Below are 12,110 nucleotides of genomic sequence, written 5' to 3'. Positions count from 1 at the left end.
GGTTGTTGCGCGGGGCGGGCGTCAGCGGTGCCGCCGGGATGCCGGCCGAGCGGCCGCAGGCGAGCGGCCCACGCCTGATTCGTCCGCTGCTCGCCTTGCCTCGTTCGGCAATCGCCCATTACGCCGAAAAGCATTCGCTACGGTGGACCGAGGACGAAAGCAACGCCAATGCACACTATCGCCGCAACCACTTGCGCCGGGAAGTGATGCCGCGGATCGAAGAGCACTTTCCCGGTGCTGCGCCGTCACTGGCTCGGGCTGCGCGTCACTTTGCCGAGGCGGCAGCGCTGCTCGAGGAGCTGGCGACGGTCGATCGGGAGGCTGCGGCCAGGTTGAGCGGGCGCATCGATGTGGCGCGCTTCAACGTGCTGAGCCCGCCGCGAGCGCGAAACCTCTTGCGTTTCGAGTTGCTGTCGGCCGGCTTTCGCGCTCCCGAGGCGCGCTGGCTCGATGAGGCCCTGCGGCAACTGGCGACGGTTTCTGCCGACTCGCAAACCTGTGTTGCCAACCCGGACGGGGCGATGCATGTCTACCGGGGAGAGTTGCATATCCTTGCACATCCCCCAGCGGTTCCGGCGTCCGCGCTATCCTGGCATGGCGAAGAGGCTTTGCCGTGGGGTGGCGACCGGGTGTCGTTCGTGCGCACGACGGGTGCGGGAGTCAGTCGTTGTCTGCTCGCCGCGGCTCGCGTTTGCCTGCAGTCACGGCGGGGTGGCGAGCGTTTGCAAGCCGATCCGCGGCGGCCGGGAAAGCCATTGCGCAAGTTGTTACAGGAGGCCGCCGTGCCGCCGTGGGAGCGGGCCCGGCTGCCGTTACTGTGGTGTGGCGAGCGGCTGGCCTGGGTGGGTGGGCTGGGGGTCGATGTGGCGTTTGCCTGCCCGCCGGGCGAGGAGGGGATAGTGCCGGTGTGGGAGAAAATCGATGGCCCGCCAGTCGCTTTCGCTGACACCGGGAGTTGAGTCGACGGTGGCAGCGGCGGCTGCCGCGGCAGCGAGGGGTGATCGCCGTCAGCGTTTGCCAGCCAGCAGTTGTGCGAGTTCAACGGCTGTTCTGACGCCCATTTTTTCAAATAGATTGGCGCGATGGACCTCGACCGTGCGCATGCTGATCTGAAGTTCATCGGCAATCACCTTGTTCAGGGTGCCGGCCAGAACCCGCTCCATCACCTGCCGCTCGCGCGTCGTCAGCCGGCTGGTCGAGGCGTTCACCGAATCGGCGTCCGACGCTGCGAGGCGCTGGTTTGCATCGAGCTTCAGGGCTTCGATGACGCGATTGACCAGTTCGTTATCGTTGCACGGCTTTTCGACGAAATCGAAAGCTCCCTGCTTGAGTGCCGAGACGGCCATCGGGACGTCGCCGTGACCGGTCAGGAAGATCACCGGCAGCGTGCTGCCGCGCTCGCATAGCAGGTTAAAAAGCTCCGGTCCGCTCATGCCGTCCATGCGGATGTCGAGCAGGACGCAGCCGGTGAGCGAGGGGTTCCAGGCAGCCAGGAAATCTTCGGCAGACGGGTAGCTCAGGCAAGCGACACCGCGTGACTCGAGCAACCAGCCGAGTGAATCGCGGATTGCGTCGTCGTCGTCGACAAGGTAGGCGTGTGGGTTCATTGCAGACCAATCGGCAGAGTGATGACAAAAATCGAGCCGCCTTCCGGGTTGGCTTCGACCCACAGGCGGCCGTGGTGGAACTCGATGATCGAGCGGCAGATATTCAGTCCCATACCCATGCCCTCGGCCTTGGTCGAGAATAAGGGGGTGAACAGCTTCTCTTCGACCTCCGGGGGGATTCCCGGGCCATGGTCGATGACCCTGATCTCCATCTGATGGTTGTCCAGCTGGCTGAGCTTGATCGTCAGCCGCCGTAGCTCCGCCGGCGTGTGCCGCATGGCCTCGATACCGTTGCGCATCAGGTTCAGCAACACCTGCTCGAGCATTACCTGATCAGCCATCAGTTCGGGTCGCATGCCCTGAATCTCGCGCACAATGCGGACGCCGCGCGCTTTGGCAGCCCCTTCGATGAAGCCAATGCTGTCGTCAACGACTTCGGCAAGATCGCAGGGCGCGCGCTTGGGTTCACTCTTGCGGACGAAATCGTGTACCCGGCGGATGATCAGACCGGCGCGCTGCGCCTGTACCGCCAGCTTGCCAAGCGCCTCCTTCAGCTGCGCGGTAGTGAAGTCACCGGATTCGAGCTTGTTCAGGCAACCGGCGTTGTAGCTGGTGATCGCGGCCAGCGGCTGGTTCAGTTCGTGGGCCAGCGTCGAAGCCATCTCGCCCATGGTCACCAGGCGCGAGGTGACCTGCAGTTTCTCCTGTTGTTGCTGGGCGAGCTCCTCGGCGTGCTTGCGCGCGGTGACGTCAATGATCGACGCCATCCAGCCGGTCTGCGTGCCATCTACTTCGATCAGTGGCGCTTCGTAGACCAGCGCGTCAAAACGGCTGCCGTCCTTGCGCATCAGACGGATCTCGAAACCCTCCAGGGGGGGCTTGCCCTCGAGCACGCTTTGATGCAGCAGCAGGGTTCTCTCCATTTCCTCCGGCGCCCAGTAAGGCATTGGCGGCTCTCTGCCGATCAGCTCGTCGGCGTCAAAGCCGACCATCTCCAGGAATGCGGGGTTGACGTAGGTCACGCGACCGTTCAAGTCGCGCGCGCGCATGCCGACCGTCAGCGAGTCTTCCATGGCCTTGCGGAACGCGTACTCCGAACGTAGTGCCTGCTCGGCGAAGAGGCGTCGCTGGATCAGTCCGCGTACGGCCCACAAGCTCCAGAATACCGCCGCGGCGAGAATGATGATCAGCGCAGCAATCAGCGTTTGCGCCAGATTATCGGCGCCGCGGTAGGCGGTGACCTGAAGCACCATGCCGTAGCCGGGTGGGTCAAAGCTGACCGGGTAGCTCAGTGTGGTCGATGCAGCGTCGATCTTCGACTTGCTGGCGAGCGAGTCACCGCTATTGTCAAGAACACGCACCTGGTATTTCTCGGCGAACCACCAGGGTACCTGTTGCTTGAGCAGCCCATCGAGCGAATAGACACCGAGCAGCGTACCGCGATACTCGCCGCCGTCGAAGATCGGCACATAGATTTCGAACTGGGCCTGCTCCGGCGTCCGATAAGCCTCGCTGTAGACGGGGTTACCCAGGCGGACAAGTTCTATTGCGCGTTTGAGATGAACATCGCCAGACATGTCCTCCCCGCTGCGTGGCAGGATCGGCGTCGGGATGCCGCGGACCGGTCGGGCCGAGGCATCCAGCCAGAGCAACTTCTGGAGCTCCGGGCTGTGCTCCAGGATGTGGCCGGCGCGAAGGGCGAACAGGGCGTTCTGGTCGTCCGTCCGGTTCAGGTCGAGAGCGAGTTGGCGCAGCTGTTCCAACTGTCCCTCAAGCTGAAAGCGGACGCTTTGCTCAAGCCAGAGGACGTCGGCAATCAGGGTCGAGCGCTGTTCATCGATCTCGTTCTGACGCAACAGCCAGAGCAGGGCGATCAGCAGGATCAGCAGCAGACCGACGGCCATTTTGAGGATCGAGAGGTACCAGTGCGACCAGTTCGGTGAAACGGATCGTCGGCGGTCATGCTGGTAGGGGAGCGATGCCTCTTTCATGGCGGCCGATAGTACCGAAAATGACGACGCGCGGGGGCATTGTCCGTCAGAACGGGGCAGCGCGGCGGCCTCCATTTGCAGCAGATTGCACATTTCCACGATACTAGTCAGCAGTGGTTTCTGCCCTGTTCATGCACGCAGGCCGAGCATCGCTTGATGTCCAGCTATGGTGGTCAACCGTTCTCGATCGAGGAGGCAACGTGAAAGTTATCCATCTGCTATTCGGCCTGGTCGCCTCCGCGCTCGCCGCGATGCCATTCGTAGCCCTTGCGCAGAACCCTATCGTCATCAAGTTCAACCACGTCGTGGCGGTTGATACTCCCAAGGGGCTCGCCGCCGAGTTCTTTGCCAAGCGGGCGGGAGAACTGACCAGGGGCAAGGTCAAGGTCGAGGTGTACGCGAACTCGACCTTGTACAAGGACAAGGAGGAAATGGAAGCGTTGCAGCTCGGTGTCGTGCAGATGCTTGCTCCCTCGCTGGCCAAGTTCGCGCCGCTCGGCGTAAGAGACTTCGAAGTCTTCGATCTGCCGTACATCTTCGACAGCTACGCCGAACTGCACAAGGTGACCAAGGGTTCGATCGGGCAGGCTCTGTTCAAGAAGCTTGAGCCCAAGGGAATCATCGGCCTGGCCTACTGGGACAACGGGTTCAAGTCGTTTTCGGCAAACACGCCAATCTTGATGCCGGATGACCTGCAGGGAAGGAAGATGCGCATCCAGCCCTCGAGCGTACTTGACGCGCAGATGCGGGCGCTCAAGGCGATTCCCCGGATGCTGGCCTTCTCGGAAGTCTATCAGGCGCTCAAGAACGGCATTGTCGACGGCACCGAGAACCCGATTTCAAATCTGTACACGCAGAAGATGTTTGAAGTCCAGAAGCATCTGGCATTGACCGAGCATGGCTATCTGGGTTACGCGGTAATCGTCAACAAGCGGTTCTGGGATAGTCTGCCGGCGGATGTCCGCGGCCAGCTGGAAACGGCGATGAAGGAGTCGACCAGATACGCCAACGATATCGCCAAGGAGCAGAACGACAAGGATCTCGAGGCGGTGAGAAAGAGCGGCAAAATGCAGGTCCATGTGCCGACCGCCGAGCAGCGCCAGGCCTTCAAGAAGGCATTGATACCGGTACACAAGGAGATGGAGTCGCGTATCGGCAAGGATCTCCTGCAATCGGTGTATCGGGAGACCGGTTTCGATCCGGCCAGGCTATAAGCCAGGGCCGGTCTCTGTTGGCCGCGGTTCTCGATCTCCCGATGATTCCGGACGGATCGTCCGGGCCATGACAAGGGTATTGTAGGTCGATGCGCTTGCCCTGAGAGCAGCGTCTGTACCGGTCGAGGACCCGATCAAAGAGCCTATAATTCGCGCTTCGTCCTTTCTCTCTGATCCGGGTTTCTGGTATGGATATCGTCGCTCGTCGTCAAGTCGCGCTGTGGTTGCTGATCTGCAGCGCGATGGTCTTTTCGATTCTGGTGGTCGGTGGCGTCACTCGCCTGACCCATTCCGGTCTGTCGATCGTCGAGTGGCAGCCGATCGTCGGTGTCGTCCCGCCGCTCAATCAGGCCGAGTGGGACGAAACCTTCGACAAATACAAGAAGACGCCGGAGTATCAGCAGGTGAACCATCAGATGTCGCTCGACGAGTTCAAGGGCATTTTCTTCTGGGAGTACTGGCACCGCGTCCTCGGACGCCTGATCGGCGTCGTCTTCCTCTTGCCGTTCATCTGGTTCTGCTGGCGAGGCAAGGTGAAACGGTCGCTGCTGCCGAAGCTGCTGGGGATCTTCCTGCTCGGTGGCATGCAAGGGGCGATGGGCTGGTACATGGTCAAGAGCGGGCTGGTCGATGACCCGCGGGTCAGTCACTATCGGCTGACCGCGCATCTGTCTCTGGCTTTCCTGATCTTCGTGGCGATGTTCTGGCTGGCCCTCGGGCTGCTCGCCGAGCGCGCCCGTGCGACCACCGATGCGACGCTCAAGGGCCTGCAACGCATCGGTTTCTGGCTGCTGATGCTGGTTGCCTACATGGTCGTCAGTGGCGGGTTTGTCGCCGGCATCCGCGCCGGCAAGGCCTACAATACTTTTCCGTTGATGAACGGGCACATCCTGCCACCGGAAAGTTTCATCATCGATCCGTGGTACCTCAACTTCTTCAACAATATGGCGCTGGTCCAGTTCGACCATCGCCTGGGGGCATGGCTGCTGGCCTTTCTGGTGCCGTGGTTCTGGTGGAAGATCAGGACGGCTGCCGTTTCAACCGGCGCACGTCAGGCCGCGACACTGCTGATGGTGGTGCTGTTCGTACAGATCACGCTCGGTATTACGACTCTGCTGCTGGCTGTTCCGGTTGGCCTCGGTGCCGCGCATCAGGGAGGCGCGATGGTCGTTCTCGGCCTTCTGCTGTGGGTGAATCATGAACTTCGCGTGGAGCGTGTCGCGAGCCTCGCTACTTGATGACCGGCCAGGTTTGGCGGCTGCGGCAAATTCGCCGGACAGCGCTGCTGCTGACCGCGCTGTCGCTGCTGGTGGTGCTGCTCAGCGCCTACCTTCGCCTGGACGGGGCCGGGCTGGGTTGTGCCGATTGGCCAGCCTGCTACGGGGGGCTGCTGAGCGGCGAACCCCAGGCACAGCCGTTCGCTCCTCTGCGGCTATTGCACCGCGCCACGGCCTCGGTATTCCTGCTGCTGGCGTGTTACCTGCTCTGGTTGTGCCTGCGGCGTCCGTCAATCCGACCAGCCGTGCCTCCGGCGACGCTGCTGGTGCTGCTCGTTCTGGCGCTCTCGGCGCTCGGGTTCTGGAGTTCCGATCCGAGGCTGGTGCTGGTCGGCTTCCTCAACATCATCGGTGGTTTTGGTCTGGTGACCTTTTCGTGGCGAGTGGTGCTGGCCAGCCGACCCGAATATCGGTCCGAGCGCGCGCCAGCCCCGGTGCTGCGTCTCGGGGTGGCGATGCTGTCGCTGACGGTTGTCTTCGGCGCGCTGATTGGCGCCGGGTACGCCGCGCTGACTTGCGTTTCCTTGCCTGATTGCGGCGGGCGGTGGTGGCCGGCCGCGACCATCTGGGCAGCGCTGACGCCGTTCACCACGCTGGCAGCTGTGCCACCGGCGGGCGACGCTGGCGGGATTGGCCTGCATCTGCTGCACCGTTGGGCTGCGCTTGGCACCCTCTTGCTGCTGGGTGCGGCGGCGCTGCAGGCGCTTGGTGACGAGGCGACGCGCAAGGCGGCGGTGACGCTGCTGCTTCTGCTGCTCGGCGAAATTGCTCTCGGGGGGCTGACGGTGAGCAGCGGTTTCAATCTGTGGCTGGCAGCCGGCCACGCGGTCTGTACCGCGGCGCTACTGGCGACATCGAGCACGCTGCTGCAGCGCCGGTAAATACGCGTTGGCGCGTGCTCACTGCCACGCGCCAACCTTCGCTGCTCAGTGTTTCGTGTGTTCGCTGGCCGGAGATGCCGCCGCGGTCAGGTCACGCACCTCGGCCTTGATCGGCACGGCTTCGACCTTCTTGTCCGGACCCTCGATCTGCAGCGTCAGCGTCACCGAATCACCCTTCTTCAGCGGCTGCTTGAGCTTCATCAGCATCACGTGGTAGCCGCCAGGTGCCAGTTGCACCGGCTTGCCGGCAGGCAGCTCAAGGCGTTCGACGGCGCGCATCTTCATCATCCCGCCGTCCATCTTCATTTCGTGGATCTCGGCGATGTCCGCAGCCGGACTGGCCGCGCCGACCAGCGTCGCGCCTGACTTGCTGGTGATTTCCAGGAAAGCCCCGGTAGCCTGTTGGCCGGTCACCGTGCCTCGTACCCATGCATCCTTGATCTCGATATCGGCGGCGAGTGCGGCCGCCGAAGACAGGCCGAGCACGAAGGCCATCGCCAGTTGGGTTCGCGTTGCTTTCAATCCGTACTCCTTGTCGTTCAGGGGGCTCGATTATAAACGGTGGCGTGTGCCGCCTTGCGCGACAAGATGCCGCACTCGCCAGGGCAGGGCGCAAGCGGCGGGGGCTTACGGCTTCTGGATCCAGTTGCCTTGCGCGTCTTCGATCCACCAACCCGAATGGAACTGCGCCTGCCATCGCTTGATCTGGGCCTCGCGGACCACTGGTTCGGCGTCCTGGCCACCGTGCGCTTCGGCGATGGCGTAGATCAGCGAGTTACGATCGGGGTTTTCCTGGTCAATGAGTTTTTCGGCGATCTGTCGTTGCGCCAGGTTGAGGTGACTGCCGTCATGGATCTTGATCATGCCATCGTTACCCAGCCCAATGATCCCGACGTCGTAAAAACGGACCAGCCGCGAGCTCCTTTGCGCCAGGGTGTGCTTGACGATGATCACCGGCGGCGTGCCGATATCCAGATTGATCGGCTCACTGGTCGGTGCGGCGACGACGGGCAGGGAAAGAAAGGCGAACAGCAAGAGGAAGCGTTTCATGTCATGTTTCCTGGTAGTCAATTGCCGGCCAGCAGCAGCTTCAGATCGGAGGCAACGCTGTCGGGGCTCTCGCCGTGGCGAACGAGAAGCCGTAGCCGCCCCTGCGGATCGAAAACGAAGCTGCCGGTGGAATGGTCGATGGTATAGCTGTCTGGTGTACTGCCTGCCTGTTTCGCGTAGAAGACCTTGAACTCCTTCGCGGCTGCAGCGATGGCGGCTTGGTCGCCGTGCAGGCCGATGAAGCCGGGGTCGAAGGCGGTGACGTATTCGGACAATAGCTGAGCGGTGTCACGCGTCGGGTCGAGCGTCACAAACAGCACTTGCACGCGTTTGGCATCTTCGCCGAGACGGCTCAGTGCCTCGCGCATTGCCAGCAACGTGGTCGGGCATACGTCCGGACACTGCGTGTATCCGAAAAAGACGATGATCGCCTTGCCCTTGAAGTCGGCCAGCTGACGTGGCTGGCCGTTGTGGTCGGTGAGGGCGAGGTTCTTTCCCCAGTCGACGCCGGTAATGTCGGTCGACCTGAAAACCACCGGCTGTGAACAGGCTGCGAGCAGCAGGGTGAAGGACAGGATCAGGGTCGAGAGTATTTTCATGGTCGTCGATGGTTTGCAGCGAAAACTGGCGCGTTGGCATGCCCGGGAAGGTGAGCCCATTCCTTGCTCGGGAAGCAGTCAGAGCGAATTGGGAGCAAGCGTTCCTGCCCGAGGGACGTGTCGGCGTCTGCCGCGGTGCATGCCGCCTGGCATTGTCGGCTCGCCGACGGCCGGTCGCCTTGATGCAGGTTAATCCTTGTCCACCATTCCGTTACGGTAGCCCAAGGATACCCCCGATTGGCGACTGATCGGGTGTTTCGTACGGAGACGGCTCAGTCGAAGGATCATCGTTCTGATCGGTGGCCTACGCTTTCCCGGTCTGGCGGTTGCTTCAATCTGGTCGCCCGCATCGCCAGGGCCTCGTTGGCGACCAGCGCGCCAAGAACCAGCGCTCCGCCGGTCAACGTATTGGGTCCCGGATTTTCGCCGGCGCCGAGCCACGCCCAGCTGACCCCAAACACCACTTCGAGCAGACCGAGCAGGGCAATCTCCGGCGCCGGCAGTTCGCGTGACAGACGGACCAGCAGCATACAGGGTAGGGCCAGCTGAACGGAGCCCAGCAGGGCCAACAGTGCGAGGTCGTGAGCCGATGCCTGGAAGGGATAGGCGAACGGCACGGTATACAGCGACGACAGTACGGCACCGATCAGCAATGCCGGCAACATGTCCTGGTGGCCGGGCTTTGCCGGGTCAGTGCGGCCATGGCCGACGTGCTGCAGTATCGTGAAGTTGAGTGCGGCGGCCAGGGGAATGGCCAGTGCGACCAGCGTCCCGGTGAGCGACAGCCCCGTCCGAGCCTCCTGCCCGAACATCCAGCCGATGCCCACACCGGCCATTGCGATAGCCACCCAGGTTCTGATCGGCAGCTGGTGCTGCAGGAAAACACGCGCTGACAGGGCGGTGATCAATGGTCCGATGGCCATCATCACCAGCACGTTGGCAACGGTGGTCAGGGTGATGGCCAGCATGAAGGCGGTCGCCATCACCGACCAGCAGACACCCGAGAACCACACTGGCCAAGGTGCGTGCAGCAGGTCACGCCACAGTCGTGGTCCGCGCATCAGGGTCAGCGCAATACTCAGCGCCAGCGCGCTGAACAGGCTGCGCCAGAAAGTGACCTCGAAGCTCCCGGCCGTGTCCAGATGGCGGGAGACTACGCCGGCCATGCTCCACAGCAGGGTGACCAATACCATCAGGGCGACCGCGCGACGGTGCGACATTTCGGTAACTTCCTGCCGCCAAGACGCATGCGGCGCGAGAAAAGGCCGCCATTGTGCAGCATTTTCGGTCGTTTGAACCTGTTTGCGCGAAAGGATCGCGCTGCCGTTTGAGCCGCGTGTCCCGATGCGCGTTGGGGGCGCAAGAAGGGCCTCGAATCCGCGGGGCTGCTCAGCCGTAGTGCCGTACGACGTGATAGCCACCGCCGGCGCCCGGTACCGACTCGACCAGGCAGTAGCTGCCTATCCGCCAGTGAAGTCGGGGTGGTTCGGCCGGGGGGCTGGCTCCCGCCGCCCGTCGTGCCAGCGTCACGTGGGGGCGAAAGCGGCGTGTTTCGACCGACAGATCGAGGGCTCGTAGCGCTTCTGCGAGGCGGACATGGAGCTCAATCAACGCTGCGGGGGGCTCGCTCGTCCGCAGCACCGCGAGACCGCGCGGCCAGATTTCGGCACGCGTCAGGCACAGTTCGCAAACGGTAGTCGGCACCTGCAGTCGCGCGGCCAGTTCCGCCACGCGTTCGCGCGCCACGGTACCGAGGAAGTGCAGGGTGAGATGGAGTCGATCGGCTGTGATCGGGGACGATTCTCTGGGCCACGTCCATTGCTGCTGATAATGGACGAGCTGTGCGCGTTCGTCTGGCGCTGGCCACAGCGCGAGAAACAGCCGCGCCTGACCGGGCAGTTCGGGCAGCGTGGAGACGGATGGTGGATTGGCGATAGCGGCTACCTTTGTTGGCGTCTGCCCGGCGGTTTGACAAGCGAAGCCCTCACTTTACAATGCCAATGGTACGGTCACGGTGCCGCTGCGATCCGGCGGCCTTTGTCGAGACGCCAAGCGCTTTGCATTTCTTGAACGCCATCGTCGCAGTCGACGGGCCCCGCTGGCGAGGAAAGAAGGGCAGGTAGTGGCATCCGTGCCGTTCATCAAAACAGACCGAGGAGACAAATATGGCGAAACTGTCTGAAATCGAAGGCATTGGGCAAGCTTACGCAGCCAAACTCGAAGAGGCGGGCGTCGGTTCTCTGGAAAGCCTCTTGAAAACATGTTGCCAGAAGAGTGGCCGCAAGGAAATTGCCGAGAAATCGGGAATCAGCGAAAAGCTGATTCTCAATTGGGTGAATCGCGCCGACCTGTCGCGAATCAAGGGTGTCAGCACGCAGTATGCAGATCTGCTGGAGTGTGCAGGTGTCGATACCGTTCCCGAACTGGCGCAGAGGAACGCGGAGAATCTCCAGGCAAAAATGGCCGAGTTGAACGGGGAAAAGAACCTGGTTCGCAAGCTTCCGACGGCGGCGCAAGTGCAAGACTGGGTGGCGCAGGCCAAGGAATTGCCTCGGGTCGTTACCCATTAGGGCGGCGAAGCCAGGAAACCGGTTCGGATTACCATCGTGTTGCGCACGACCTGAAAACAGCCCCGACGGGGCTGTTTTAGGTGATGCTGCAGGAGCGGTCACGACTACTTGCGTGCCGACCCGGATCAAAGCAGCTCATGTTGGCGCGCCACTTCACCACGCAGCCGGTGGGCCGGTCCAGTGAGACGAAATGCCGCATCCGGATGCCGGCGGGGCGACATACAATAGCGCCCTTTCGTCCACACTTCCCTAGCTGAAACAGGACAGAATTGAGCGAAATGTCGGGTCAGGCGCAGGCCGTCTGCAGCTACTTCGAGCTTCCGGGAGAACACAGGCAGCCCGTCTGGCGGCTGGCGTTGTTCGTCTTGTTGGTGCTCGGGGCGCATTTGATCGGCCTTTTCGTGGCCTTCGGGACGGTCGGTCGCAGCGCGCCGGTGGAATCCCTGCCGGTACTTACGGTCCGTGTCCTTGAGCTTGTCGCGCTGCAGCCAGAAGTGGCAACGCCAAAAGTAGTCGAGTTGCCGCCAGAGGTCGAGTCAACACCAAGGGTCGAGCCGCCAAGGAAAAAGGTCCGGCGAGCAAAGCCTTCTCGGGCGTCCCCAGTACCAGTGGCGAAAGCGTCGCCGACCCCCCCGCCGCTATTGGCGGCAATCGCCACCGCGCCAGCGACGGCTGCCTTCACTGTCCAGCCACAACCCGCAGCGGCACAGGCAGACTCGCCTGCCGTACCGGCGCCGGTGGTCGCGGCCCGTTTCGACGCCGATTACCTGCGCAATCCTCCGCCGGTCTATCCGGCCTCGTCACGGCGACTGGGTGAGGAGGGGCGCGTGCTGCTGCGGATCAGGGTCAGCGCGCAGGGTTTACCAACGAGCGTCGAGATCAAGCAGTCGAGTGGTTTCCGGCGTCTGGACGAAGCCGCCC

The 12,110-nt window shown here is 62.6% G+C and carries 13 protein-coding genes; 6 read left to right on the top strand and 7 right to left on the bottom strand.

Annotated elements, in window-relative coordinates; all coding sequences use genetic code 11:
* Nucleotides 1-959 (top strand): tRNA lysidine(34) synthetase TilS (gene tilS / locus RUW20_RS07095; protein WP_313951503.1); only part of this gene is annotated, 959 nt, incomplete at its 5' end.
* Between the two features lie 48 nt (nt 960-1,007).
* Here the strand turns inward: tilS and RUW20_RS07090 are convergent.
* The gene (locus tag RUW20_RS07090) at nt 1,008-1,607 is read right to left on the bottom strand and encodes a response regulator transcription factor (RefSeq protein WP_313951502.1); all 600 of its coding nucleotides are present in this window, start codon (nt 1,605-1,607) and stop codon (nt 1,008-1,010) included.
* Nucleotides 1,604-3,598, bottom strand: coding sequence for a PAS domain S-box protein (locus tag RUW20_RS07085; protein ID WP_313951501.1), 1,995 nt, complete (start codon nt 3,596-3,598; stop codon nt 1,604-1,606). The genes RUW20_RS07090 and RUW20_RS07085 overlap by 4 nt, the downstream gene beginning before the upstream one ends.
* A gap of 200 nt (nt 3,599-3,798) precedes the next feature.
* Here RUW20_RS07085 and RUW20_RS07080 point away from each other — a divergent pair, with 200 nt between their 5' ends.
* From RUW20_RS07080 to RUW20_RS07070, 3 genes are all read left to right on the top strand, one after another.
* Nucleotides 3,799-4,812 (top strand): TRAP transporter substrate-binding protein, encoded by a 1,014-nt coding sequence (locus RUW20_RS07080; protein WP_313951500.1) that lies wholly within the window; start codon nt 3,799-3,801, stop codon nt 4,810-4,812.
* A 188-nt stretch (nt 4,813-5,000) separates the two neighbouring features.
* Nucleotides 5,001-6,050 carry a COX15/CtaA family protein gene (locus RUW20_RS07075; protein WP_313951499.1) on the top strand — a complete coding sequence of 350 codons (1,050 nt, stop codon included), beginning with the start codon at nt 5,001-5,003 and terminating at the stop codon, nt 6,048-6,050.
* Entirely contained in the window at nt 6,050-6,970 is a 921-nt protein-coding gene (locus tag RUW20_RS07070) for a COX15/CtaA family protein (RefSeq protein ID WP_313951498.1), read from the top strand. Before RUW20_RS07075 ends, RUW20_RS07070 begins: the two co-directional genes overlap by 1 nt.
* A 45-nt stretch (nt 6,971-7,015) precedes the next feature.
* Here the strand turns inward: RUW20_RS07070 and RUW20_RS07065 are convergent, their stop codons facing one another.
* The 5 genes from RUW20_RS07065 to thpR form a co-directional block, all read right to left on the bottom strand.
* Nucleotides 7,016-7,465 carry a copper chaperone PCu(A)C gene (locus tag RUW20_RS07065; protein WP_313951506.1) on the bottom strand — a complete coding sequence of 150 codons (450 nt, stop codon included), beginning with the start codon at nt 7,463-7,465 and terminating at the stop codon, nt 7,016-7,018.
* Nucleotides 7,466-7,597: 132 nt separating this feature from the next.
* The gene (locus RUW20_RS07060; protein WP_313951497.1) at nt 7,598-8,020 is read right to left on the bottom strand and encodes a DUF1318 domain-containing protein; all 423 of its coding nucleotides are present in this window, start codon (nt 8,018-8,020) and stop codon (nt 7,598-7,600) included.
* 17 nt (nt 8,021-8,037) lie between these two features.
* Nucleotides 8,038-8,619 (bottom strand): SCO family protein, encoded by a 582-nt coding sequence (locus tag RUW20_RS07055; protein ID WP_313951496.1) that lies wholly within the window; start codon nt 8,617-8,619, stop codon nt 8,038-8,040.
* A gap of 284 nt (nt 8,620-8,903) precedes the next feature.
* Nucleotides 8,904-9,839 (bottom strand): DMT family transporter, encoded by a 936-nt coding sequence (locus tag RUW20_RS07050; protein ID WP_313951495.1) that lies wholly within the window; start codon nt 9,837-9,839, stop codon nt 8,904-8,906.
* A gap of 169 nt (nt 9,840-10,008) precedes the next feature.
* Nucleotides 10,009-10,500: an RNA 2',3'-cyclic phosphodiesterase gene (gene thpR, locus RUW20_RS07045; protein ID WP_313951505.1), complete on the bottom strand. Its 492-nt coding sequence runs from the start codon at nt 10,498-10,500 to the stop codon at nt 10,009-10,011.
* 284 nt (nt 10,501-10,784) lie between these two features.
* Here thpR and RUW20_RS07040 point away from each other — a divergent pair, with 284 nt between their 5' ends.
* Both RUW20_RS07040 and RUW20_RS07035 read left to right on the top strand, forming a co-directional pair.
* Complete coding sequence (locus tag RUW20_RS07040) at nt 10,785-11,189, top strand: DUF4332 domain-containing protein (protein ID WP_313951494.1); 405 nt, start codon at nt 10,785-10,787, stop codon at nt 11,187-11,189.
* Nucleotides 11,190-11,467: 278 nt separating this feature from the next.
* On the top strand, nt 11,468-12,110 hold a 643-nt coding region (locus RUW20_RS07035), incomplete at its 3' end, for a TonB family protein (protein ID WP_313951504.1).

This window comes from Accumulibacter sp. (assembly GCF_032229525.1).
Lineage (GTDB): Bacteria > Pseudomonadota > Gammaproteobacteria > Burkholderiales > Rhodocyclaceae > Accumulibacter.
The sequence above is the reverse complement of the archived record's forward strand: the minus strand, read 5'-3'. Positions and strand labels throughout refer to the sequence as shown.

What these genes read in the sequence shown, in the direction of transcription:
- RUW20_RS07090 (WP_313951502.1), bottom strand. Translation starts at nt 1,607, where the DNA reads ATGAACCCACACGCCTACCTTGTCGACGACGACGACGCAATCCGCGAT.
- RUW20_RS07085 (WP_313951501.1), bottom strand. Translation starts at nt 3,598, where the DNA reads ATGAAAGAGGCATCGCTCCCCTACCAGCATGACCGCCGACGATCCGTT.
- RUW20_RS07075 (WP_313951499.1), top strand. Translation starts at nt 5,001, where the DNA reads ATGGATATCGTCGCTCGTCGTCAAGTCGCGCTGTGGTTGCTGATCTGC.
- RUW20_RS07070 (WP_313951498.1), top strand. Translation starts at nt 6,050, where the DNA reads ATGACCGGCCAGGTTTGGCGGCTGCGGCAAATTCGCCGGACAGCGCTG.
- RUW20_RS07065 (WP_313951506.1), bottom strand. Translation starts at nt 7,465, where the DNA reads ATGGCCTTCGTGCTCGGCCTGTCTTCGGCGGCCGCACTCGCCGCCGAT.
- RUW20_RS07060 (WP_313951497.1), bottom strand. Translation starts at nt 8,020, where the DNA reads ATGAAACGCTTCCTCTTGCTGTTCGCCTTTCTTTCCCTGCCCGTCGTC.
- RUW20_RS07055 (WP_313951496.1), bottom strand. Translation starts at nt 8,619, where the DNA reads ATGAAAATACTCTCGACCCTGATCCTGTCCTTCACCCTGCTGCTCGCA.
- RUW20_RS07050 (WP_313951495.1), bottom strand. Translation starts at nt 9,839, where the DNA reads ATGTCGCACCGTCGCGCGGTCGCCCTGATGGTATTGGTCACCCTGCTG.
- RUW20_RS07040 (WP_313951494.1), top strand. Translation starts at nt 10,785, where the DNA reads ATGGCGAAACTGTCTGAAATCGAAGGCATTGGGCAAGCTTACGCAGCC.